The following is a 22,767-nucleotide window of genomic DNA, read 5'->3' as shown; positions in this document are numbered from 1 at the left end:
GAGTTAGAACAGGTTCTAGTTGGAGAGCGGGAGTCCGAATGTCCCTCGGTATCAGTGACGAGCAGGTCGAGCTCGCCGACAGCCTGCGCAAGTGGGCGGCCAGCCTGTCGCCGCTGGAGGCGGTCCGCGCCGCCGAGGGCGACGTGTCCGCCGACTTCGCTGCGGTCCGCGCCGCGGCCGACGCGATGGGGATCGCCGCGATCGCCGTACCCGAGGCGGACGGCGGTGGGGGCGGGACCGTCCTCGACCAGGCCGTTGCCCTGGAGGCATGCGCCCACGAGCTGGTGCCCGGCGGGCTGCTCGGCTCCGCGATCGGGGCCCTGCTGACCGGCCGTCCGGGGCGGTACGGCGTGCAGGTGCATCCCGGCGGCGTGGTGTGGGACGGCGGCGCGGCCGACGCGCACCTCCTCCTCGACGACGGCGAGGTCGCGGCCGCGACCGGGCTCGACCTGAGCGCCCGGCACGGATCGGCGTCGGGAGGCGGCGGGCGCCCCGACGACCGGCGCCGGCTGCTCGCCGTCACGCTGGCGGCTGCCGAGGCGGCGGGCGTGACCCGCTGGTGTCTGGAGACCGCGGTCGACTACGCCAAGGTGCGCGAGCAGTTCGGCCAGCGGATCGGCGCCTTCCAGGCGATCAAGCATCTGTGTGCCGAGATGCTCGAGACCGCCGAGGCCGTCACCGCCGCCGCCTGGGACGCGGCCGCGGCGGCTGACTCCGGTGATCCGGCGCAGTGGGCGTTCGCCGCCGAGGTCGCCCATGTGACCTGCTTCGAGGGTGCCGTCGAGGTCGCCAAGGCCTGCATCCAGGTCCTCGGCGGCATCGGCTTCACCTATGAGCACGATGCCCATCTGTACCTGCGCCGCGCGCTCACCCTGCGCGCTCTCGTCGGCTCGGCCGACGCCGCGGCCGAGCGGGTGACCGCGGCCGCTGTCGCCGGCGTCCGCCGCCGGGTCGACGTCGACCTCGCGGGTCGCGACGTCGTCCTGCGCCCCGAGGTCCGTGCGATCGCCGAGCGGATCGCCGGGCTGCCGGCGGGGGAGCAGCGCCCCGCCCTGGTCGACGCGGGCTACCTGACGCCGCACTGGCCCGCGCCCCACGGCCTGGGCGCCGACCCCACCACGCAGATCGTGATCGACCAGGAGCTCGGCCGGGCGGGCGTCGTACGGCCGGACCTGGTGATCGCCGGCTGGGCGGTCCCGACGATCCTGGCCCACGGCACCGACGCCCAGCGCGAGCGCTTCGTACGGCCCTCGCTGCTCGGCGAGCTGACCTGGTGCCAGCTGTTCTCCGAGCCCGGCTCGGGCTCCGACCTGGCGTCGCTGCGCACCCGCGCGGTGCGCGTCGAGGGCGGCTGGTCGCTGACCGGCCAGAAGGTGTGGACCTCGGTCGCCGAGCGGGCCGACTGGGGCATCTGCCTGGCCCGCACCGACATCGAGGCTCCTCGGCACAAGGGGATCACCTACTTCCTCGTCGACATGCGCGCCGCCGGCATCGAGGTCCGCCCGCTGCGCGAGATCACCGGCCAGGCGCTGTTCAACGAGGTCTTCCTCGACGACGTCTTCGTCCCCGACGAGTGTGTGGTCGCCGAGCCCGGCGACGGCTGGCGCCTGGCCCGCACCACCCTCGCCAACGAGCGCGTCGCCATGGCCGGCGCCCGCCTCACCAAGAGCGTCGAGCGCGCCGTCGAGCTGGCTGCCGTGCGCGACCTGGCTCCGACCGAACGGGTCGAGGTCGGCCGTCAGGTCGCCCTGGCCACGGTGTGTGCCCTCCTCGGTGTCCGCGCCACCCTGCGCACCCTCGGCGGCCACGGCCCCGGCGCGGAGTCCAGCGTCGCCAAGCTGCTCGGCGTTCGCAGCCGCCAGGACTCGTCCGAGCTGGTCGTCCGCCTGCAGGGCGAGGCCCTCGCCCTGCTGGACGGTATCGGCAAGGAGACCGGTGACCCGCTCGCCGCCGACGTCTGGGAGCAGCTCAACACCCGTTGTCTGTCCATCGCCGGCGGCACCACGCAGATCCTGCGCAATGTCGCCGGCGAGCGGATCCTGGGTCTGCCGCGCTGAGTCGGGATCCACTGGTTCCCCGCTCCCGCAGGCGTCGCTCGACCTCGGCGACGGACGTCAGCAGCTGCTCATGCTCCACCCGGAGCCTGCTCCGCTCGGCTTGCCTCCCGCGGGCACGGTTCGTCCGAGACGGGACGAGGTGGTGGGGTGCCGCGAGAGTGGACCTCGATCAGGGCTCAGGCCGATGCGTCCCCAGCACCTGTGGACAACCGCTCGCGCCGCCACCCGTTCCAGTGCCAGTGCAGGAACCGGTCGGTGGCGCGGACGAGGTGCTGGGAGCGGATCGAGGGGAAGACGTCGAAGGCGTGCTGCGCGCCCGGGAGCTCGGCGTAGGTGATCGTCCGCTTCGACGTCGCCCGCAGTGCGGCGACGAACGCCCGCGCCTGCCTGACGTCGACCAGGGTGTCCCGCGAGCCGTGGATCACGAAGAAGTCCGGTGCGTCGGCGGTGACCCGCAGCAGCGGGCTGGCCTCCTCGAAGACCGCGAGCTCGGAGCGCGGCGACCTCTTGAAGACGATCGGCGCGAGGAACCTGTCGCGCATCAGCTCGGCGGTGCGCAGCCCGCTCGCGCCGGCGAGGTCGTAGACGCCGTAGTAGGGGATCGCGGCCTGGACCGTGGTGTCGGCCGACTCGAAGCCGGGCTGGAACTCGGGCGCGTTCGGTGTCACCGCCGCCAGTGCGCTGAGGTGCCCTCCGGCCGAGCCGCCCGTGATCGCGACGTACGACGGATCACCGCCCCACTCGGCGATGTGCGCGCGGATCCACGCCAGTGCCGCCTTCACGTCCACGATCTGTGCCGGCCACGGGTCGCGCGGTGCGAGCCGGTAGTTGATCGCGACGCAGACCCACCCGCGCGCGGCCAGGTGCTGCATCAGCGGCAGGCCCTGCTGCTCCTTGGTGCCGATCGTCCAGCCGCCGCCGTGGACCTGCAGCAGCACCGGTGCGCCCGAGGCCGGTGTCACCTCCGAGGTGTAGATGTCCAAGAACCCCCGCCGCCCGTACGGTGCGAAGGGGATGTCGCGATGTACCTCGACCCCAGCGCGGCGCCCCGCCCGGCCGAATGCGAAGGGGTTGGCCAGGCGTCGCCACGGCGTCGCGAGGTCCGCGGGGGTCGGGCGGGCGTCGAGCTGCTCGACGTAGTCGACGCCGAGTCCCTCGACCAGCGCGTCCTCGGCGTCGTCGACAGCCTGTCGGCTCTGCCGGACCAGGTACGCGAGCCCCGCGCTCGACAGACCGGCCAGCGCGAGTCCGCGCCAGGAGCGCCGCGATCCGGTGGTGTGGGCCGCGGCGTCGGCGACGGTCAGTCCCAGGAGGTGGGGCGCGAGCTCACCGGTCAGCCAGCCGGCGAAGAACGCCGGGATGCCGGTGCGGAAGCCGGGGACGGGCCGGACGGCGTTGGCGGTCAGTGCGGCGGTGAGGAGCTGGCGCCGGACGAATCCCATGACCCGAGAGTATCCGGGTCGTTGTGAGAAACTGGTACCCGTTCTAGTTGTCATGGGGGGTCGGCGGATGGATCGGCTGTCGGGACTGGATGCGAGCTTCCTCTACCTGGAGACGCCCGCCCAGCTGATGCACGTGTGTGCGGTGATGGTGCTCGACCAGGCGACGATGACCGCGCCGTACGCGTTCGCCGCGATGCGGCGTGAGATCGAGGTCCGGGTCCGCGACGTGCCGGGCTTCACCCGCAAGATCCGCGGCGTCCCGCTCGGTCTCGACCACCCGGTCTGGGTGCGGGACCGGGGCTTCGACATCGAGCGCCACGTCCACCGGCTGGCCCTGCCGACACCCGGCGGGTACGCCGAGCTGATGGATCTGTGCGCCCATCTCGCCTCGCTGCCGCTCGACCGCTCCCGCCCGCTGTGGGAGATGTGGGTGATCGAGGGCTACCGGCCCGACGGCGACGAGGGCGAGAAGGTCGTCGTGTTCGCCAAGATGCACCATGCGACCGTCGACGGCGTCTCGGGCTCCAACCTGATCTCCCACCTGTGCTCGCTCGAGCCGGACTCCCCGCCGCTGGTCTCCGAGAACGCCGCACATCCCCGTGACCCCGGTCGGGGCGAACTGCTCGGCCGTGCCGTCATCGGTACGGCGACCCGCCCGGTCACCCTGGTCAAGGTGCTCAAGCCCTCGGCCCAGCTGGTCACCAGGAGCATCGGCCGCGCGCGCCAGGGCACCGCCATGGCCGCACCCTTCTCCGCGCCGAGGACCTCCTTCAACGGCACCATCACCTCGCACCGCTCGATCGCGATGGCCGACCTCGACCTCGAGGAGATCCGCCGGATCAAGAAGCTCACCGCCACGACGGTCAACGATGTCGTGCTCGCCGTCTCCGGCGGCGCGCTGCGGGCCTACCTCGCCGAGCGCGACGAGCTGCCCGAGTCCTCGCTGCTGGCCACGGTTCCGGTGAGCGTGCGCGACAGCTCGCGGCGCGCGACCGGCGCCAACAAGGTCTCAGCGCTGTTCACCAGGCTCGGCACCGACGTCGGCGACCCGCTGGAGCGGCTGGCGATGCTGGCCGAGCGCAACCGTCACGCCAAGGAGCACCACAACGCGATCAGCGCCGACGCGCTCCAGGACTGGGCGGAGTTCGCCGCGCCCCGGACCTTCGGTCTGGCGGTGCGCGCCTACGCCAGCCTGCGCCTCGCCGAGCGCCACCCGGTCGTCCACAACCTGGTGATCTCCAACGTCCCCGGACCGCCGATCCCGCTCTACTTCATGGGAGCGCGGATCGACGCGCTGTGCCCGCTGGGCCCGGTCTTCCACGGCGCCGGCCTCAACATCACCGTGATGTCGAACGCCGGGCAGATGCACGTCGGCGCCATCGCCTGCCGCGAGTCGATGCCCGACGCCGACGCCCTGGTCCGTCACTTCCCGGCCGAGCTGGCCCGGCTCAGCGCAGCGGTCGACGGAGATCCCGCCGCCGCGCGTTGACGGTGGCGGCCGCCTCGACGAAGCGCGGCACGAACCGCTCCGCGCCGAGGACGCACCCCGCGTGCCCGTCGTCGACCTCGTGGATGGTCGCCCCCGGGATCGCCCGGGCCAGCGCGATCTGCCGGTCCGTCGGGATCACCCGGTCGCGCATCATGACCACGACGGCGGTCGGTACGTCGATCCGGCCCAGCCAGGGCCGCGAGTGGTGCCGCCCGAGCGCGGCGAGCGCCTGCCCCACCGCCCACGGGCTGGTCGAGCGGAACTCTCGCAGTGCCCACGTGTGCAGGTCGGAGACCTCGAGGTCGACCCCACGCGCGGCGGCCCGCGCGGCGCGCACCGCCGTACGGGAGCGCGACACGCCGCGCAGCGCGACCATCGTGGAGCCCATCCCCAGGAAGAAGCCACGCTCGGCCGCGGTGAGCTGGAACCGGTCGGTCGTCGCGCCGAGCACCAGCCCCGCGACGAGAGAGGGGTGCTGGCGCCACACCCGCTGCGCCACGATCGAGCCCATCGAGTAGCCGCCGACGATCACCTCGCCCAGTCCGAGTGCGCCGACCAGCGCGGCCACGTCGTCGGCGCAGTCCGAGAGCGAGAGCTCCGCGCTCTGGATGCCGCGCCCGTGCCAGCGCTGGTCGAGGGTCACCACCCGGAATCGCTGGGAGAGCGACTCGATGGTGGGGAACCAGGTCAGCAGGCCGGTCGTGCCGAGTGCGTGCAGCAGCACGATCGTCGGCGACTCCGGATGCGGGCCCGGCGTGTCGGTGACGTACGTCGACCCGCCCCGTCCCGGCAGCGCGACCATCCGTCCCGGCGGGATCCGGGTCGGCGGCAGCGCCACCCGGCGACGCGCCACGTCGATCAGTGAGACGGCACCCATGCGAGCCACACTAGAACACGTTACAGTTTCTCCGTGGATGCAGAGGCGATCAACGCAGTACGTGCCGTCCTCGGCGAGGTGCTCGAGCGCGAGTCCGACGCTCGGGACTGGGCGGCCTGGGCCGGCGCGGGCCTGACCGCGCTGCCGGTCCCGGAGGAGCACGGCGGCGAGGGCCTCGGCCTCGCCGAGGTCGCCGTCCTGCTGCGCGAGGCCGGCCGGGCCGGCGTCCGGGTGCCGGTGTGGGAGACGCTGTGCTGCGGCGCGCTCACCCTCGGTGGCCACGGCACCGACACCCAGCGCAAGGAGCTGCTGCCCGCGATCGCCGCCGGCGAGCTGGTCGTCGCGCCGGCGCTGCGCGGCGAGGCGACCTACGTCGACGGCGCGGTCTTCGGTCGCAAGCTCGCCGTCACCTTCGCCGAGCGGGCCGCCCGCCTCCTGGTGACCGCGATCGACGGCGACCGCGAGGTCGTCGTGCTGGTCGACCCCACCGCGCCCGGCGTCACCCTGCTTCCGGCCGGCGCGGCCAGCGCCGTCCCGCAGCACACCGTGGTCCTGGAGGGGGCCCCCGCCGAGCCGCTCGCCGACGGCGCCGCCGCGCGGCTGCGCGACCTGGCCCGTGCGGGCCTCGCCGTCACCGCGGCCGGCGTGCTCGCCGGCGCGCGCGACCTGACCGCCGACTACGTCAAGGGCCGCCGGCAGTTCGGCCGCGCCCTGGCCGAGTTCCAGGCCGTCTCGTTGCAGATGGCCGACGTGTACGTCGTCTCGCGCACCCTCGACCTGGCGGCCGACAACGCCGTGTGGCGGGTCGCCGAGGGCCTGCCGGCCGCCGACGACCTCGCCGTCGCCGGCTACTGGGCGAGCCGGGTCGCGCCGTACGCCTTCCGCACCTGTCACCACCTGCACGGCGGCATGGGCGTCGACATCACCTACCCGCTGGTCGGCTACACGACGTGGGGCACCGACCTCGCGCACGCGCTCGACACCACGGCCGCGCAGGTCCCGGTCGAGTCCGCGGACAGCAAGAACCTCGAGCTCACCGAGGAGCAGCGCTCCCTCAAGGCCCGGCTGCGCGCGTACTTCGGCGGCGTCGCCGCGGAGTTCGAGGGCCAGCACGACCCGGACCCGGTCGAGGGCGCGTGGGACCGCCACGGCCCGACGTACTCCCGCCTGGTCCGCCGGCTCGGCACCGACGGCTGGATGGGCGTCGGCTGGCCCACGGAGTACGGCGGTCACGGGCTCGGCGAGATCGAGCAGACGATCTTCGCCAACGAGGCACAGTACGCCGACGTGCATCTGCCGTCGGTCACGCTGCAGACCGTCGGGCCGACCCTGATCCGCTACGGCACGCAGAAGCAGAAGGACCTCTTCCTCAAGCGGATCCTCGAGGGCGACGTGCACTTCGCGATCGGCTACAGCGAGCCCGACGCCGGCACCGACCTGGCGTCGCTGCGCACCACCGCGCGCTTGGTCGAGGGTGACGGCGACCCGTACTACGTCGTCAACGGCCAGAAGATGTGGACCACCGGCGGCCACCACGCCGACTACCTGTGGCTCGCGGTGCGCACCGACCCGGACGCTCCCAAGCACAAGGGCATCTCGATCCTGATCGTGGACACCAAGGACCCCGGCTACTCCTGGACGCCGATCATCACCGCCGACGGCTCGCACCACGTCAACGCCACCTACTTCAACGACGTCCGGGTCCCCGTCGACATGCTGGTCGGCGAGGAGAACCAGGGCTGGCGGCTGATCACCACGCAGCTCAACCACGAGCGGGTCATGCTCGGCCCGGCCGGCCGGATCGAGGGCCTGCGCGACCGCGTCGTGCGCTGGGCCGATGCCGCCGGCGTCCGCGGCGAGCCCGACGTACGGGACCTGCTCGGCAAGGCCACGGCGGTGTTCCGGATCAACGAGCTGCTCAACTGGGAGGTCGCGCGCGCCGCGGCCGCCGGCGAGATCGAGGTGGCCGACGCGTCCTCGTCGAAGGTGTTCGCCTCCGACCAGGTCCAGCACCTGCTCGCCGACCTCATCGCGCTCGTCCACCGACACGGTGACGCGGGGGAAGCGGAGACGAAGGACCTGCTCGACTACCTCGACGCGCAGGCCAAGCGGAACCTGGTGCTCACCTTCGGTGGTGGCGTCCAGGAGGTCCAGCGCGAGCTGATCTCGATGTTCGGCCTCGGCCTGCCGCGGGTGCCGCGATGAGCGCGCCGCAGGAGCTGGTGGACCCCGCCGTCCACGAGAAGGTGCTGGCCGAGGCGGAGCGGATCAAGGGCTGGGGCGAGGCCGCCGAGCGGTTCGCCCGCGACGAGGTCAACCAGCCGACGATCAACGACTGGCTCGAGGCGACGGGTGTCGACAACCCGCGCTTCCGGCAGGGTGAGGCGCCGCCATCCATGGCCCAGGTCTGGACCATGTACGGGCTGGGTGGCAGGCCCGCCGAGAACGACCCGCTGCACTCCATGATGCGGGTGCTCACCGACGTCGGCTTCACGGCCGTTCTCGGCACCAACTGCGAGCAGTCCTACGACCGCTACCTGACGCTCGGGGAGCGGGTGCGGGTCACCACCGCGCTCGACTCCGTCGTCGGGCCGAAGGCGACCGGCATGGGCGTCGGCTACTTCGTGACCTCGCGCAACACCTGGTACGTCGGCGACGAGCGGGTGGCGACCATGCTCTTCCGCGTCCTGAAGTTCATCCCGCGCGCGAAGGCAGACGTGTGAGCGGCCCGGTGCGCCCGGTCGTCAACCGGGACAACGCCTACTTCTTCGAGGGTACGGCGAACCGCGAGCTGCGCATCCAGAGGTGCAACGCCTGCGGCGTGCTGCGCCACCCGCCCGGCCCGGCCTGCCCGGACTGCGGCGCCTTCGACCGCGGCTACGTGGTCGCCGCCGGGCAGGGGACGGTCTTCTCCTACCTGGTCCACCACGCCCCGCAGGTCCCCGGCAAGGAGCTGCCGCTGGTCATCGCGCTGCTCGACCTCGACGAGGGCGTGCGGATGGTGGCCGAGATGACCGGCCCGGTCGAGATCGGCGACCGCGTCGCCGTGGGCTGGAACGTGGTCGACGACGAGCTGACCCTCCCGATCTGGACGAAGGTGGACCGATGAAGCCCGGAGACAAGCTTCCCGAGTGGAGCCTCCCCATCACCCCGACCCTGGTCGTCTCCACGGCGATCGCGACCCGCGACTTCCAAGACGTCCACCACGACCGTGACATCGCCCAGGCGGCGGGCTCGAAGGACATCTTCGTCAACATCTTGACCTCCACGGCGCTGTGCGAGCGCTATGTCACCGACTGGGCGGGGCCCGACGTGCAGATCAAGGGCATCGCGATCCGGCTCGGCGCGCCGGCGTACCCCTACGACACCTTCACCTTCACCGGCGAGGTCGCCTCCGTCGAGGGCGGCGTCGCCACCATCGAGGTGGTCGGCGCGGTCTCCCTCGGCGACCACGTCGTCGGAACGGTCACGGTGGCCGCGTGAGCACCCGCACCCTCTCCGGCAAGGCCGCCATCGCCGGCATCGGCGCGACCGAGTTCTCCAAGGAGTCCGGCCGCTCCGAGCTCCAGCTCTCGGTCGAGGCGGTGCGGCACGCCCTCGCCGACTGCGGCCTGACTCCCGCCGACGTCGACGGCCTGGTCACCTTCACCATGGACACCTCGTCCGAGATCGCCGTGGCCCGCGAGCTCGGCGTCCCCGAGCTGCGCTTCTTCAGCCGGATCAACTACGGCGGCGGCGCGGCCTGCGCGACCGTCCAGCAGGCCGCGATGGCGGTCGCCACCGGCGTCGCCGATGTCGTCGTCGCCTACCGCGGCTTCAACGAGCGCTCCGGCGACCGCTTCGGCCAGGTCTCCAACTGGGCCGCCGCGCAGGTCAACACCAACGGCCTCGACAACGCCTGGACCTATCCGCTCGGCCTGTCCACACCCGCCGCCACCGTCGCCCTGCAGGCGCGCCGCTACATGCACGAGTGTGGCGCCACGTCCGCGGACTTCGGCCGGGTCGCGGTCGCCGACCGCAGGCACGCCGCCACCAACCCGGCCGCGTTCTTCTACGGCAAGCCGATCACCCTCGAGGACCACCAGGCCTCCCGGATGATCGCCGACCCGCTGCACCTGCTCGACTGCTGCCAGGAGTCCGACGGCGCCGTCGCCCTCGTCATCGTGTCCGCCGAGCGGGCCCGCGACCTGGCCCAGAAGCCGGCGTACATCGCCGCCGCGGCGCAGGGCTCCGGCCGCGACCAGTTCGTGATGACGTCGTACTACCGCGACGACATCGGCATCCCCGAGATCGGCGTCGTCGGTCGCGCGCTGTGGCAGCAGTCCGGCCTCACTCCCGCCGACCTGGCGATGGCCGTGCTCTACGACCACTTCACGCCCTACGTGCTCATGCAGCTGGAGGAGCTCGGCTTCTGCCGGCGCGGCGAGGCCAAGGACTTCGTCAAGGACGGCGCCATCGAGGTCGGCGGCCGGCTGCCCGTCAACACTCACGGCGGCCAGCTCGGCGAGGCCTACATCCACGGCATGAACGGCATCGCCGAGGGCGTGCGCCAGATCCGCGGCAGCTCGGTCAACCCGGTCCCCGATGCCCACCACGTGCTGGTCACCGCCGGTACCGGAGTGCCGACGAGCGGCCTGATCCTGTCGGCCTGAACCGGCCGGACCTACTCCTCGACCCACACGTTGTCGTGCTCGCGCATGAACGCGTCGTACTCCTCCGCAGTCCACTCCTCGCCCCGCGCCAGCCGGTCCAGCCCCTCGAAGTACGGCTCGCGCGGCGCCCCCGGGGCGAAGTGCAACAGCATCGACGCCGGGGCGCCGGACTCGTTGCGGAACCCGTGGATGCCGCCGGGCGGCACGTGCAGGAAGTCGCCAGGCCGCGCGGTGACCCACTCCTCGCCGGTCTGGATGCGCACCTCGCCGTCCAGGACGTAGAACGACTCGGCCATCCGGCGGTGGAAGTGGGGGCTCGGGCCGCTGACCGCCTCGGAGAACTCCCAGCGGTAGAGCCCGAACAGGCCGCCGGTCGCCTCGCCGCGCGCCAGGTAGTGGACCTGGTTGCCGTTGGGGTGGACGAGGTCCGCCGGCGCGCCGCCGGGGCGCACCCACGCCGAGACCTCGCCGTCGCCGTCGTAGAGCGGTGGGGGATACGACATGCGGCGACGCTACGACGTCACCGACTCTCAGTGACCGGACCCACTGCCCACGGCGTGTCGCGGTGTGCCACCATGGTCACAAGAGCTCGCGTGCTCTGGGGTCGGTGAAAATCCGAACCGGCGGTGACAGTCCGCGACCCGATCGCAGCCAGTGATCGGTTGACCAGGTGGAATTCCTGGACCGACGGTCAAAGTCCGGATGGGAAGTGCACGCACGAGTGTTCGACGGACGGCCGAGCGCGGCCGACCGACGTACGCCAGGCAAGCCCCGGAGTCCGCGTCCAGGACGACGAGAGGCGGTGGCCGGTGGCGGAGACGTTCACCCGTGAGTACGACGCGATGCGTCGTGCGCTCGCGCTGGCAGCGACCCCCGGGGTGCCGCTGCACCCCAACCCGCGGGTGGGCTGCGTGCTCCTCGCTCCCGACGGCACCATCGTCGGGGAGGGCCTCCACCACGGCGCGGGCACCCCGCACGCGGAGGTCGAGGCGCTGCAGGTCGCCGGTGACCGGGCCCTGGGCGCGACCGCGGTGGTGACCCTGGAGCCGTGCAACCACACCGGTCGGACCGGCCCCTGTGCGCAGGCGCTGATCGCCGCCGGGGTGGCTCGGGTGGTGATCGCGCAGCGTGACCCGAACCCGCAGGCCGCGGGTGGCATGGAGACGCTGCGGGAGGCGGGGGTCGAGGTCGACGCCGGCCTGCTCGCCGACGAGGCCGCCGAGGTCAACCGGGCCTGGACCTTCGCCCACACCCACGGCCGTCCGTTCGTCACCTGGAAGTTCGCGACCACGCTCGACGGACGCAGCGCCGCCGCCGACGGCACGTCGCGCTGGGTGTCCTCGCCGGCCGCGCGTCGCGACACCCACCTGCTGCGCGGCCTGTGCGACACCATGCTGGTCGGCGCGAACACGGTCGAGGTCGACGACCCGCAGCTGACCGTGCGCGGCGACGACGACCAGCCGGTCGGCGAGCAGCCGCTGCGGGTCGTGCTGGGGGAGCGCGACCTCCCCGAGGACCGCCGGGTCTTCGACGACGCCGCGCCCACCCTGCACCTGCGCACCCGCGACCCCGAGCAGGCCCTGCGCACCCTGTACGCCGAGCACGACCGCCACCACGTCTTCCTGGAGGGCGGGCCGACCCTGGCCGCCGCCTTCCTGCGGGCCGGCCTGGTCGACGAGGTCGTCACGTACGTCGCCCCGATGCTGCTCGGCGCCGGCCGCGCCGCCGTCGGCGACCTCGGAATCGGCACGATCGCCGACGCGTTGCACCTGCGGCTCGCCGACGCCACCGTCGTCGGCGAGGGCGCCGAAGCCAACGTCCGCATGATCATGAGAGGACCGACCATGGGAGGAACCGCCTGATGTTCACCGGCATCGTCGAGGAGCTCGGCACCGTCACCGCCGTCGAGGACCAGGGGGACGCCATCCGGCTCACCATCGCCTCCGACGTGACCCTGTCCGACGCCGGCCTCGGTGACTCGATCGCGGTCAACGGGTGCTGCCTGACGGTGGCCGAGCGCACCGACACCACCTGGACCGCCGATGTGATGGCGGAGACGCTCGCCAAGACCACGACCGGTCGGCTGAGCGCCGGCGACCGGGTCAACCTCGAGCGCGCCGTCACCGCCGAGAAGCGGCTCGGCGGGCACGTGGTCCAGGGCCACGTCGACGCCGTCGGCGAGGTGGTCGCCCGCACCCCCAGCGAGCACTGGGAGCTCGTCGAGATCACGATGCCCGACGACCTCGGCCGCTACCTCGTCGACAAGGGCTCGATCACCGTCGACGGCACCTCGCTGACCGTCGTCGAGGCCGGCGAGGACACCTTCACCGTCAGCCTCATCCCCGAGACCCTGGCCCGCACGACGCTCGGCTTCCGTGCCGTCGGCGACCGGGTCAACCTCGAGGTCGACATCATCGCGAAGCACGTCGAGAAGCTCGTGCGCGCCTACACCAGCACCCCCAGCAGCAAGGAGAACTGACATGTCGGTGCGACTGGACCCGGTCGAGCGCGCGATCGCCGACATCGCGGCGGGCAGGGCCGTCGTGGTCGTCGACGACGAGGACCGCGAGAACGAGGGCGACATCATCTTCGCCGCCAGCAAGGCGACCCCGGAGCTGATGGCGTTCACGATCCGCTACTCCAGCGGCGTCATCTGCGCCCCGATGCCGGGCGCGATGCTCGACCGGCTGGAGATCCCGCTGATGACGCCCCACAACAAGGACGCCTACCGCACGGCGTACACCCTCTCGGTCGACGCCCGCGACGGCGTCAGCACCGGCATCTCCGCCGCCGACCGCGCCCACACGGTGCGGGTGCTCGCGGACTCCGCGACCGAGCCGTGGGAGCTGACCCGCCCCGGCCACGTGTTCCCGCTGCGCTACCGCGAGGGCGGCGTGCTGGTCCGCCGTGGCCACACCGAGGCCGCCGTCGACCTGTGCCGCCTCGCCGGCCTGACCCCGACCGGCGTCCTGGTCGAGGTCGTCAACGACGACGGCACCATGAAGCGCGCGCCCGAGCTGCGCGCCTTCGCCGACGAGCACGGCCTGGCGATGATCTCGATCGAGGACCTGGTCCGCTACCGCCGCCGCGTCGAGACCCACGTGGTCCGCGAGGCGGAGACCAGCCTGCCCACCAGCCATGGCGACTTCACCGCGATCGGCTACACCATCACCGTCGACGGCAGCGAGCACGTCGCGCTCGTCTACGGCGACCCGGCGGCCCTCGCCGAGGGCGGCCCGGTGCTCACCCGCGTCCACTCCGAGTGCCTCACCGGTGACGTGTTCGGCTCCAGCCGCTGCGACTGCGGCCCCCAGCTCAACGAGGCGATGGACCGCATCGTGCAGGAGGGCCGCGGTGTCGTCATCTACCTGCGCGGCCACGAGGGCCGGGGGATCGGCCTGGTCGCCAAGCTGCAGGCCTACCAGCTGCAAGACGGCGGCCGCGACACCGTCGACGCCAACCTCGACCTCGGCCTGCCGGCCGATGCCCGTCACTACGGCGCGGCCACGCAGATCCTCAAGGACCTCGGCGTCGCCGAGGTGCGGCTGCTGACCAACAACCCCGACAAGGTCGCCTCGCTGGAGGACTACGGCATCACGGTCAGCGAGCGCGTGCCGCTCACGCCGCACCCCAACGGCCACAACCTCGCCTACCTGGTGACCAAGCGCGACCGGATGGGCCACGACCTGCCGGACCTCGATCTCGAAGGAGTCAACTGACATGGCCGGACACGGCGCCCCCGACATCGCCCCCACCGACTGTCACGACCTCCGGGTCGCGGTCGTGGCGGCGAGCTGGCACACCCAGGTCATGGACGGCCTGATCGCCGGGGCGCAGCGGGCGTTCGCCGACCACAAGGTCGAGGCTCCCGTCGTGGTCCGGGTTCCGGGAGTCTTCGAGCTGCCCGTCACCGCGGACACCCTCGCGCCCTCGTACGACGCCGTGATCGCGCTCGGCGTCGTGATCCGGGGCGGCACCCCGCACTTCGAGTACGTGTGCAGTGCCGCCACCGACGGCCTCACCCGGGTCTCCGTCGACCACCACACGCCGATCGGCTTCGGCGTGCTCACCTGCGACGACGAGGCGCAGGCGCTCGACCGCGCCGGCATCGAGGGCTCGCGCGAGGACAAGGGCTACGAGGCGGCGGCCGCGGCCCTGCAGACCGCCGCCACGCTGAAGAAGATCCGCAGCCGTGGCTACACGGGCTGAGACCGACGCAGGTCGGGCCACGGCCACGCCGTAGGCTGACCTCCCGTGAAGACGTTCGACGAGCTGTTCGCAGAGCTCAGCGAGAAGGCACAGACGCGGCCCGAGGGATCCGGCACCGTCCGGCAGCTCGACGCCGGCGTCCATGCGATCGGCAAGAAGCTGATCGAGGAGGCCGCTGAGTCCTGGATGGCCGCCGAGCATGAGGGCAGGGACGCCACTGCGTTGGAGATCAGCCAGCTGCTGTACCACGCCCAGGTCCTCATGATCGCGAGCGGACTCTCGCTCGACGACGTCTACGCACACCTCTAGGAATCCCATGCTCAAGATCGCCGTCCCCAACAAGGGGGCCCTGTCCGAGGCTGCCTCCGGCATGCTCCGCGAGGCGGGCTACGCCCAGCGCTCGGACTCCAAGCAGCTCACCAAGCTCGACCCCGACAACGACGTCGAGTTCTTCTACCTGCGTCCGCGCGACATCGCGCTGTACGTCGGCGAGGGCACCCTCGACGCCGGCATCACCGGTCGCGACCTGCTCCTCGACTCGCACTCGACCGCCGCCGAGGCCCTCCAGCTCGGCTTCGGTCGATCGAAGTTCCGCTTCGCGGCGCGCCCCGGTACCGCCGAGAAGGTCGAGGACCTGGCCGGCAAGCGGATCGCGACGTCGTACGACGGCGTGGTGAGGCGCTACCTTGCCGAGCGGGGCGTCGAGGCCGCCGTCGTCCGGCTCGACGGCGCGGTCGAGACCAGCATCCAGCTCGGCGTGGCCGACGTGATCGCCGACGTCGTCGAGACCGGCTCCACCTTGCGCAACGCCGGCCTGGAGGTCTTCGGCGACGTCATCCTCGAGTCCGAGGGCGTGATGATCACCCGCGAGGGCGCCGACCCCGGCGCGCTGGAGGTGTTCACCCGCCGCCTGCAGGGCGTCCTGGTGGCTCGCGCGTACGTGATGATGGACTACGACATCCGCGCCGAGAAGGTCGAGCAGGCCATCGCCCTGACCCCCGGGATCGAGAGCCCCACGGTCAGCCCGCTTCATCGGGAGGGCTGGGTCGCGGTCCGCTCGATGGTGCCGCGGGCCACCGCCCAGCGGGTGATGGACGAGCTGTTCGCGCTCGGCGCGCGGGCGATCCTCACCACCGACATCCACGCCTGCCGGCTCTGAGGATGGCCACCGACGTGCCCGCCCTGCCGCGCACCTGGCGCCCCCTCGGCCCACGGCTGGCCGCGGCCGTGTTCGCGGTGGTCCTGGTCGGCGCCTTCGCCTGGCTGTGGGTGCAGTTCGACGACCAGACCAAGGCCGCGGTCAACAGCCTGGAGAAGGCGACGGTCATCGTGTTCATCCTGCTCGGCCTGGCGCTGCTCAACGCCCTGGCCCGGTCCCGGGTCGTCGCGCGCGAGGACGGACTCACGGTCGTCAACGGCTACCGCACCCGCCGGCTGGGCTGGGCCGAGGTCGGCACCGTCCGGTTCCCGCAGGGCGCCCCCTGGCCGCACCTCGACCTGGGCGACGACCAGCGGATCTCGCTGCTCGGCATCCAGGCCTCCGACGGCGCGCGCGCCGCCACCGCGATCCGCGAGCTGCGCGCGGTCGTCGCCGCCCACCAGGGCTGAGCGCCCGCGGCTGTCTCAGCGGGTGCGGATCACCAGGTCCGCCCGGTCCCGGGTCCCCTCCCGGGCGTGCAGCGCCTCCTCGTCGGCCAGCCACGCATCCCAGTGCGGCCGCATCTCCTCGCCGTCGCGCGCCAGCCACCGGGCCAGCCGCACGTCGAGGTCCGCCTCGACCCACACCGCGAGCGTCACGAGCGAGGCGTAGGAGGCGGCGGCGCTCCCGACGCCCTCGAGCACGAGCAGCGGGCCGGGCTCGACGACGGCCGTCCCGTCCCAGGCGCCGGCGTGCCAGTCCCACCGCCGCCACCGCCCGGGCCGCCCGAGCGACAGCGGCCGCAGCAGCGCGTCGACCGACGCGCCCAGCCCCGGCAGGCCGCGCCAGCCCTCGAGCATCTCGTCGGTGCCGAGCACCACCGCCTCCGGAGCGAGCGCGGCGATCCCGCGGGCCAGGGTGGTCTTGCCCGAGCCGGCCAGCCCGTCGATGCAGATCAGCCGACCGTTGCCGAGGGTCGGCGGCCGGGAGAGGGCGGCGGCGAGGACGTCAGAAGGCGAGGCCGTGGCCACGGTAGGTCGAGACCTCCTCGACGAACCGGTCGCCCTGCAGCAGCAGCACGCTCCGCCCGTGCTCGAACGGCTCGCCGGACTTCGCGTGCCGGAACCAGACCAGGTCGCCGATCGCGAGCGTCCCGGCGTTGGTGCCCACCAGCGGGGTCTGCACCTCGCCGGCGCCCTCCAGCCCGGTCAGGCTCAGCCCGGCCGGTGCCCACGGTGTCGGCGCCCGGTCGGCGCCGGTGGGGCCGGACGCGATCAGCCCGCCGCCATGCACGGTCGCGACCTCGGCCGAGGGGCGCCGGGTGACCGGGAGGCCGAAGAACGCCGCCGGGGTGGGGGAGAAGGACGCGTAGTGGTCGAACAGCGTGGGCGCGAGCAGCCCCGAGCCGGCGGTCACCTCGGTCACCACCGGGTCGGCGGCCGACGACTCGATCGAGCCCGAGCCGCCGGCGTTCCACAGCTCGATGCCGGCGAAGTCGCCGTACCCCTTGAGCGCGTCGAGCCCCTCGAGGATCGCGGTACGACGCACCTGCAGCTGGGCGACCGAGAGCTGCTTGAGCTTGCGCACGATCGCCGACTTCGCCCGCTGGTGCGGCACCGTGTCGGGTACGCCGGCCACCTGGCCCTCGTAGGTCATCACCCCGACCAGGTGGAAGCCGGGCCGGTCGATCACGGTCCGGGCGAGCGCGGCGACGGCGCCGACGTCGTAGAGCGGCGAGCGCTTGGGACCGACCGCCTGGCCGCCCCAGCGCAGCCCGGCGTCGATGTCGAGCGCCACCCGCACCGGCACCGCCGTCGAGGAGCGCAGGCTGTCGACGAGGTCGAGGTGGGCGACGTCGTCGACCATGATCGTCACCCGGGAGGCCGCCCGCGGCGAGGCGACCAGGGCGGCCAGCGCGGCCCGGTCGACGCTCGGGTAGGCGACCATGATGTCGTCGCACACGTCCGCGTCGGCCAGCCACAGCGCCTCGGCGAGCGTGTAGGCGAGCACGCCGGCGAAGCCGTCCGCCGCCAGCGCGCGGCTCACCAGCGACGGCACCCGGATCGACTTCGACGCGACCCGGATCGGCGTGCCGCCCGCCCGGCGGGCCAGATCGGCCGCATTGGCGTCGAACGCGTCGAGGTCGACGACGAACACCGGGGAGGACAGGGGCTCGCGCCAGGCGGTGACCGCCTCGCGCAGGCGCGCGGCGAGCCGGTTGCGCGCGATCGACGACTGGTGCTGCATCCGGTCATCGTTCCACGGGTGGGAAGCCGGAGTGAAAGGATGGTCAGGTGAGCGCATCTCCGAACGAGCGTCCCGACGCCCGCCGTCTGCAGGGCTCGGCGTACGTCGACGACGACGGCGCCGCGGACGCGGCGCTCGCCGGGGCGCTCGCGGGCCACGGGGCCGGCACGGCGTCGTACCCCGAGGTGCTCGCGGCCCTCGCTGTCTCCCGGCTGCTCGTTCCGGTCGTCGCGATCCTCGGCGAGGCCGAGATCGGCGAGGACGGCCTGGCCCGCGACAAGTCCAGCGACATGGCCGCCGTGCTGCTCACCGGGGCCGACGGGCGGCTCGCGCTGCTCGCGTTCAGCGACCTCGCGGCGCTCGCTGCCTGGGACCCGCAGGCACGACCGGTGCCGGTCGCCGCCCACCTCGCTGCCGCCACCGCGGTCCAGGAGGGTGCCCACGCCCTGGTCGTCGACGTCGCGGGCCCGCACACCTTCGTGCTCGCCGACGACGACCTGCACCGGGTCGCCGCCCGCTGGACCCCGGTCCGGCTCGAGGACGGCGAGTGGGCCTGGCTGGGGGAGCGCTCCCCCCGAAGGACCGCGGATTGGCGTCGCGCGGAACAAACGGGATAGCATCGGGCGTTGACCGATCCGTCATGCCTGCGCGAGTGGGGGTGACGGATCCACAAGCGGGGACCAGCACCATCGTCTCCCACCCGCAGCGGCCGCCAGGTCGTCGGGTCCGGTCCGTGGAAAGCCCTGCCGGGGCCGTCGTACGACGACACCGGAGTCCCGGGGCCCGTGACTGGCTTCCGCTTGTACCAGCGGGAGCCTCTTCTCATTTGCAGGCCGAAGACCTCCCGACACACCTAGTTTGGAGGACACATCAGCACCGAGCTGCGCATCAACGAGCGGATCCGGGTTCCCGAGGTCCGTCTCGTGGGACCCAACGGAGAGACCGTCGGCATCGTCCCCACCGACCAGGCCCTCAAGCTCGCGCAGGAGGCCGACCTGGACCTGGTGGAGATCGCGCCGATGGGGAAGCCCCCTGTCTGCAAGCTCATGGACTACGGGAAGTTCAAGTACGAGAACGCCCAGAAGGCCCGTGAGGCGCGACGGAACCAGACCAACGTCATCATCAAGGAGATGAAGCTCCGGCCCAAGATCGACGCGCACGACTACGAGACCAAGAAGGGTCACGTCGTTCGCTTCCTCAAGGCCGGCGACAAGGTCAAGATCACGATCATGTTCCGCGGCCGCGAGCAGCACCGCCCCGAGCTGGGCTACCGGCTGCTGCAGAAGCTGGCCGAGGACGTCCAGGAGCTGGGCTTCGTGGAGTCCAACCCCAAGCAGGACGGCCGCAACATGACGATGGTCATCGGGCCGCACAAGAAGAAGGCCGAGGCCAAGGCCGAGGTGAAGGCGGCCAAGGAGGAGCGCCGCGCCGAGCGCGAGGCCGAGGCCGCGGCCGACGCCGCTGCGCAGGCCGAGCGGGTCGCCCAGAAGCCGGCCGCCCAGAAGAAGGAGCGGGGTCGCTCCGAGAACCTCGACCCCGAGATCGACGCCTGAGACTGACTCGAAGATAGGAAGAGACGAGATGCCGAAGAACAAGACGCACTCCGGTGCCAGCAAGCGGTTCAAGGTCACGGGCAGCGGCAAGATCCTCCGCGAGAAGGCCGGCAAGCGCCACAACCTCGAGAAGAAGGCCTCCAAGGTCACCCGTCGCCTCACCGGCACGGTCGAGGTCGCCAAGAACGACGTCCCGCGCGCGAAGAAGATGCTCGGTCTCTGACCGGCCGTCGTCCGCCCCTGAACTAAGCAACAAGGAGTAAGAAGATGGCACGCGTCAAGCGCGCAGTGAACGCGGCGAAGAAGCGTCGTACCACCCTCGACCGGGCCAGCGGCTACCGCGGCCAGCGCTCGCGGCTGTACCGCAAGGCCAAGGAGCAGGTCACCCACTCGCTGGTCTACAGCTACAACGACCGCAAGAAGAACAAGGGCAACTTCCGCCGCCTGTGGATCCAGCGGATCAACGCGGCCGCCCGCGCCGAGGGCCTGACCTACAACCGGTTCATCCAGGGGCTCAACCTGGCCGGCATCGAGGTCGACCGCAAGATCCTCGCCGACCTCGCCGTCAACGACGCGCCCGCCTTCGCGGCGCTCGTCGCGCAGGCCAAGGCCGCGCTGCCCGAGGACGTCAACGCGCCGAAGGTCTCCGCTTGATCCTCGGGCACTGAGCATGACGCCTCTGAGCGCGGGCAACGTCCGCGTCAAGGAAGCACGCAGGCTGCACCGCCGTCCGGAGCGATCCGGGCGGCGGTGTTTCCTTGCCGACGGTCCGAAGGCCGTCGAGGGCGCCCTCGGCGCCGGCGTCGTCGTCGAGGTCTTCGCGACCCCCGCCGCCGCCCACCAGTACGCCGACCTGCTGGCCGGCGCCCCGGTCACCCTGGTCGACGACCGGGCGATGGGCGGTCTCAGCGACAGCGTCCACCCGGCCGGCCTGGTCGCCGTGTGCCGGTTCCTCGACGGTGAGCTGCCGCCCGCCCCGAGGCTGCTCTCGATCTGCGCCGACGTGCGCGACCCCGGCAACGCCGGCACCGTGATCCGCACCAGCGACGCCGCCGGCGCCGACGCGGTCGTGCTCGCGGGCGACTCGGTCGACGCCTACAACCCGAAGACCGTCCGGGCCACCGTCGGCAGCCTGTTCCACCTCCCGGTGGTCGTCGAGCGCGATCCCGCGACCGCCGTACGACGGGCGCAGGCCGCCGGCCTCACCGTGCTCGCCGCCGACGGCGCGGGCGAGGTCGACCTGTTCGCCGCCGCCGACCTGCTCGCCGGCCCCACCGCCTGGCTGTTCGGCAACGAGGCCTGGGGCCTGCCCGAGGAGCTGGCGTCGCTGGCCGACCACCGCGTCCGCATCCCGATCCTCGGCGGCGCCGAGTCGCTCAACCTCGCCACGGCGGCCGCGGTCTGTCTCTACGCCAGCGCCCGCGCCATGATGAGGTCGTGACCGACCCCCTCGACCTGCTGCCCGACGGCGTCGTCGTCGCCGGCGCCGACGGCACGGTGAGCGCGGTCAACGCGATCGCGGCCGCCATGCTCGCCGTCGACCCGGCCGCCGCCGTCGGTCGCCCGCTGGGCGAGGTGCTCGCTCTCACCGACCATGACGCGCGGACCTGGACCGACGCGAACGCGCCCTACCGCGGGCTGTCGACGCGCAGTGGCATCCCCGAGCAGTCCTGGCTGCTGCCCGACGGCACCGAGGTGCTGGTCACCGCGCGCCTGCACCGCGAGGCGCGCACCGGCCCGGTGAGCGCCGTCGCCGTCGACCTCCGCTCGGGTCGCGGCCGGGCGCGACTCGACCGCGACCGCTCCGACCTGGTCGCCACCCTCGCCCACGAGCTGCGCTCGCCGCTGACCGGCGTCAAGGGCTTCGTGCAGGCGCTGCTCAACCGCTGGGAGAAGCTCAACGACGAGCAGAAGAGGCTGATGCTGACCACGGCGAGCGCCGACGCGGACCGGCTCAGCCGGCTGATCACCGAGCTGCTCGACGTCGCCCGGATCGACACCGGCCGGCTCCAGCTGCACCGCCGGCCCACGGACCTGGGCGGCAGGACCGAGCTGGTCCGCCAGTCGATCAGCGTCGTCACCTCGACCCCCATCGAGCTCGAGGTCGAGCCGGACCTGCCGCCGGTCGACGCCGACCCCGACAAGGTGATGCAGGTGCTCACCAATGTCGTCGAGAACGCCGTGCGGCACGGCAGCGGCACCGTCCGCGTCCACGTCGGACGCTAGCGCGAGGACGACGACCACGTCGCCGTCACCGTCACCGACGAGGGCTCCGGCATCGCCCCGGAGCTGCGCCAGCGGATCTTCACGAAGTTCTGGACCGAGGGCACCGGCGGCGGCTCCGGCCTCGGCCTCTACATCGTCCGCGGCCTGGTCCGCGCCCACGGCGGCAGCATCGTCGTCGACGACCGCCCCGGCGGCGGCGCGCGGATCGTCACGACCTGGCCGGTCGCGCGCACCATGGCAGCATGAGCCCATGACCGAGGCCGACCAGCCCGTCGACGTGCTCCGCCGCTACCTCACCGGCGCCCGCGAGGCACTGCTGTGGAAGCTCGAGCGCCTGGGGGAGCGGCAGCTCCGGCTGCCCCGCACGCCCACCGGCACCAGCCTCCTCGGCACGGTCCTGCACTGCGCCAACGTGGAGATCGGCTACTTCGGCCCGACCTTCGGACGGGTCTGGCCCGAGCCCGACCACCCCGCGGTCATCCCGCTCGACGCCTACGACACCGACCCCCAGGCCGACTGGACCGTGCCCGCGGAGATCCCGGCCGCCGAGCTGGTCGCCCTCTACGGCCGGGTCGGCGCCTTCGCCGACGCCGCCCTCACCGAGCTCCCGCTCGACGCGCCCGGCAGGGTCTCGTGGTGGCCGGAGGACCGCGCCTCGACCACGCTGCGCCACATCGCCGTCCACGTCCTGTGCGACCTCCAGCGGCACGCCGGCCAGCTCGACATCCTCCGCGAGCAGCTCGACGGCGCGGCCGGGCTGCGCCCCGCCGTGAGCAACGTCCCCGACGGCGTCGACTGGCCGTCGTACGTCGACCGGCTGACCGTGATCGCTCAGCGGTTCCCCGACGACGCCGCCCGCTGATACCGGTTCGCGGGC

Annotated in this window: 26 protein-coding genes, 1 pseudogene and 1 riboswitch; of the genes and pseudogenes, 22 read left to right on the top strand and 5 right to left on the bottom strand. The window is 72.7% G+C overall.

The window, feature by feature from the left end:
* Positions 1–38 precede the first annotated feature (38 nt).
* Positions 39–2,057, top strand: a complete 2,019-nt coding sequence (locus ACUP6Y_RS12905) for an acyl-CoA dehydrogenase family protein (protein WP_462551116.1) — start codon at positions 39–41, stop codon at positions 2,055–2,057.
* A gap of 176 nt (positions 2,058–2,233) precedes the next feature.
* On the opposite strand, the gene ACUP6Y_RS12900 is transcribed toward ACUP6Y_RS12905, so the two are convergent.
* Complete coding sequence (locus ACUP6Y_RS12900; RefSeq protein WP_462551114.1) at positions 2,234–3,499, bottom strand: alpha/beta hydrolase fold domain-containing protein; 1,266 nt, start codon at positions 3,497–3,499, stop codon at positions 2,234–2,236.
* Positions 3,500–3,566: 67 nt separating this feature from the next.
* Here ACUP6Y_RS12900 and ACUP6Y_RS12895 point away from each other — a divergent pair, with 67 nt between their 5' ends.
* Positions 3,567–4,988 (top strand): WS/DGAT/MGAT family O-acyltransferase, encoded by a 1,422-nt coding sequence (locus ACUP6Y_RS12895; RefSeq protein ID WP_462551113.1) that lies wholly within the window; start codon positions 3,567–3,569, stop codon positions 4,986–4,988.
* Here the strand turns inward: ACUP6Y_RS12895 and ACUP6Y_RS12890 are convergent.
* A complete protein-coding gene (locus ACUP6Y_RS12890; RefSeq protein ID WP_462551112.1) occupies positions 4,948–5,865 on the bottom strand; it encodes an alpha/beta fold hydrolase in 918 nt (305 codons plus the stop codon). The genes ACUP6Y_RS12895 and ACUP6Y_RS12890 overlap by 41 nt on opposite strands.
* Before the next feature lie 33 nt (positions 5,866–5,898).
* On the opposite strand from ACUP6Y_RS12890, the gene ACUP6Y_RS12885 reads away from it, so the two are divergent.
* From ACUP6Y_RS12885 to ACUP6Y_RS12865, 5 genes are read left to right on the top strand one after another with little or no spacing between them, the layout of a single operon-like run.
* On the top strand, positions 5,899–8,070 hold the full coding sequence (locus tag ACUP6Y_RS12885; RefSeq protein ID WP_462551111.1) for an acyl-CoA dehydrogenase: 2,172 nt from the start codon (positions 5,899–5,901) through the stop codon (positions 8,068–8,070).
* The gene (locus ACUP6Y_RS12880) at positions 8,067–8,588 is read left to right on the top strand and encodes an FAS1-like dehydratase domain-containing protein (RefSeq protein WP_462551110.1); all 522 of its coding nucleotides are present in this window, start codon (positions 8,067–8,069) and stop codon (positions 8,586–8,588) included. Before ACUP6Y_RS12885 ends, ACUP6Y_RS12880 begins: the two co-directional genes overlap by 4 nt.
* A complete protein-coding gene (locus ACUP6Y_RS12875; RefSeq protein WP_462551109.1) occupies positions 8,585–8,974 on the top strand; it encodes a Zn-ribbon domain-containing OB-fold protein in 390 nt (129 codons plus the stop codon). The genes ACUP6Y_RS12880 and ACUP6Y_RS12875 overlap by 4 nt, the downstream gene beginning before the upstream one ends.
* The gene (locus ACUP6Y_RS12870) at positions 8,971–9,348 is read left to right on the top strand and encodes a MaoC family dehydratase (protein ID WP_462551108.1); all 378 of its coding nucleotides are present in this window, start codon (positions 8,971–8,973) and stop codon (positions 9,346–9,348) included. Before ACUP6Y_RS12875 ends, ACUP6Y_RS12870 begins: the two co-directional genes overlap by 4 nt.
* Positions 9,345–10,517, top strand: coding sequence for a lipid-transfer protein (locus tag ACUP6Y_RS12865; protein WP_462551107.1), 1,173 nt, complete (start codon positions 9,345–9,347; stop codon positions 10,515–10,517). Before ACUP6Y_RS12870 ends, ACUP6Y_RS12865 begins: the two co-directional genes overlap by 4 nt.
* 11 nt (positions 10,518–10,528) lie before the next feature.
* Here the strand turns inward: ACUP6Y_RS12865 and ACUP6Y_RS12860 are convergent, their stop codons facing one another.
* Entirely contained in the window at positions 10,529–11,020 is a 492-nt protein-coding gene (locus tag ACUP6Y_RS12860) for a cupin domain-containing protein (protein ID WP_462551106.1), read from the bottom strand.
* 86 nt (positions 11,021–11,106) lie between these two features.
* Positions 11,107–11,236, top strand: a riboswitch (FMN riboswitch).
* A gap of 123 nt (positions 11,237–11,359) precedes the next feature.
* Between ACUP6Y_RS12860 and ribD the strand changes: the two genes are divergently transcribed.
* The 7 genes from ribD to ACUP6Y_RS12825 are packed head-to-tail and all read left to right on the top strand — an operon-like array spanning position 11,360 to position 16,334.
* Positions 11,360–12,379 carry a bifunctional diaminohydroxyphosphoribosylaminopyrimidine deaminase/5-amino-6-(5-phosphoribosylamino)uracil reductase RibD gene (gene ribD, locus ACUP6Y_RS12855; RefSeq protein ID WP_462556724.1) on the top strand — a complete coding sequence of 340 codons (1,020 nt, stop codon included), beginning with the start codon at positions 11,360–11,362 and terminating at the stop codon, positions 12,377–12,379.
* Complete coding sequence (locus ACUP6Y_RS12850; RefSeq protein WP_462551105.1) at positions 12,379–12,996, top strand: riboflavin synthase; 618 nt, start codon at positions 12,379–12,381, stop codon at positions 12,994–12,996. Before ribD ends, ACUP6Y_RS12850 begins: the two co-directional genes overlap by 1 nt.
* 1 nt (position 12,997) lies before the next feature.
* Positions 12,998–14,236: a bifunctional 3,4-dihydroxy-2-butanone-4-phosphate synthase/GTP cyclohydrolase II gene (locus tag ACUP6Y_RS12845; protein WP_462551104.1), complete on the top strand. Its 1,239-nt coding sequence runs from the start codon at positions 12,998–13,000 to the stop codon at positions 14,234–14,236.
* Between the two features lies 1 nt (position 14,237).
* Positions 14,238–14,726 carry a 6,7-dimethyl-8-ribityllumazine synthase gene (gene ribH / locus ACUP6Y_RS12840; protein WP_462551103.1) on the top strand — a complete coding sequence of 163 codons (489 nt, stop codon included), beginning with the start codon at positions 14,238–14,240 and terminating at the stop codon, positions 14,724–14,726.
* A 45-nt stretch (positions 14,727–14,771) separates the two neighbouring features.
* Entirely contained in the window at positions 14,772–15,035 is a 264-nt protein-coding gene (locus ACUP6Y_RS12835) for a phosphoribosyl-ATP diphosphatase (RefSeq protein WP_462551102.1), read from the top strand.
* A gap of 7 nt (positions 15,036–15,042) precedes the next feature.
* The gene (gene hisG, locus ACUP6Y_RS12830; protein ID WP_462551101.1) at positions 15,043–15,885 is read left to right on the top strand and encodes an ATP phosphoribosyltransferase; all 843 of its coding nucleotides are present in this window, start codon (positions 15,043–15,045) and stop codon (positions 15,883–15,885) included.
* Positions 15,886–15,887: 2 nt separating this feature from the next.
* The gene (locus ACUP6Y_RS12825; protein WP_462551100.1) at positions 15,888–16,334 is read left to right on the top strand and encodes a PH domain-containing protein; all 447 of its coding nucleotides are present in this window, start codon (positions 15,888–15,890) and stop codon (positions 16,332–16,334) included.
* Between the two features lie 15 nt (positions 16,335–16,349).
* Here the strand turns inward: ACUP6Y_RS12825 and ACUP6Y_RS12820 are convergent, their stop codons facing one another.
* Positions 16,350–16,895 (bottom strand): uridine kinase family protein, encoded by a 546-nt coding sequence (locus tag ACUP6Y_RS12820; RefSeq protein ID WP_462551099.1) that lies wholly within the window; start codon positions 16,893–16,895, stop codon positions 16,350–16,352.
* Positions 16,873–18,111 carry an amino acid deaminase/aldolase gene (locus ACUP6Y_RS12815; protein WP_462551098.1) on the bottom strand — a complete coding sequence of 413 codons (1,239 nt, stop codon included), beginning with the start codon at positions 18,109–18,111 and terminating at the stop codon, positions 16,873–16,875. Before ACUP6Y_RS12815 ends, ACUP6Y_RS12820 begins: the two co-directional genes overlap by 23 nt.
* Before the next feature lie 47 nt (positions 18,112–18,158).
* On the opposite strand from ACUP6Y_RS12815, the gene ACUP6Y_RS12810 reads away from it, so the two are divergent.
* The 8 genes and pseudogenes from ACUP6Y_RS12810 (at position 18,159) to ACUP6Y_RS12775 (ending at position 22,752) form a co-directional block, all read left to right on the top strand.
* A complete protein-coding gene (locus ACUP6Y_RS12810) occupies positions 18,159–18,728 on the top strand; it encodes an SseB family protein (protein WP_462551097.1) in 570 nt (189 codons plus the stop codon).
* 252 nt (positions 18,729–18,980) lie between these two features.
* A complete protein-coding gene (gene infC / locus ACUP6Y_RS12805; protein WP_282404666.1) occupies positions 18,981–19,664 on the top strand; it encodes a translation initiation factor IF-3 in 684 nt (227 codons plus the stop codon).
* A 28-nt stretch (positions 19,665–19,692) separates the two neighbouring features.
* Positions 19,693–19,887 carry a 50S ribosomal protein L35 gene (rpmI, locus tag ACUP6Y_RS12800; RefSeq protein WP_028654205.1) on the top strand — a complete coding sequence of 65 codons (195 nt, stop codon included), beginning with the start codon at positions 19,693–19,695 and terminating at the stop codon, positions 19,885–19,887.
* A gap of 44 nt (positions 19,888–19,931) precedes the next feature.
* A complete protein-coding gene (rplT, locus tag ACUP6Y_RS12795; protein WP_141798554.1) occupies positions 19,932–20,318 on the top strand; it encodes a 50S ribosomal protein L20 in 387 nt (128 codons plus the stop codon).
* Positions 20,319–20,334: 16 nt separating this feature from the next.
* Positions 20,335–21,105 (top strand): TrmH family RNA methyltransferase, encoded by a 771-nt coding sequence (locus ACUP6Y_RS12790; RefSeq protein WP_462551096.1) that lies wholly within the window; start codon positions 20,335–20,337, stop codon positions 21,103–21,105.
* Positions 21,102–21,890 carry a sensor histidine kinase gene (locus ACUP6Y_RS12785; RefSeq protein WP_462551094.1) on the top strand — a complete coding sequence of 263 codons (789 nt, stop codon included), beginning with the start codon at positions 21,102–21,104 and terminating at the stop codon, positions 21,888–21,890. Before ACUP6Y_RS12790 ends, ACUP6Y_RS12785 begins: the two co-directional genes overlap by 4 nt.
* Positions 21,891–21,908: 18 nt before the next feature.
* A pseudogene (locus tag ACUP6Y_RS12780) lies at positions 21,909–22,136 on the top strand (sensor histidine kinase); the annotation flags it as partial.
* A gap of 4 nt (positions 22,137–22,140) precedes the next feature.
* Positions 22,141–22,752, top strand: a complete 612-nt coding sequence (locus ACUP6Y_RS12775; protein ID WP_462551093.1) for a DinB family protein — start codon at positions 22,141–22,143, stop codon at positions 22,750–22,752.
* The last annotated feature ends 15 nt before the right edge of the window (positions 22,753–22,767 follow it).

The organism is Nocardioides sp. S5-5 (assembly GCF_054954065.1).
This window is presented reverse-complemented; position numbering and strand designations above follow the sequence as displayed.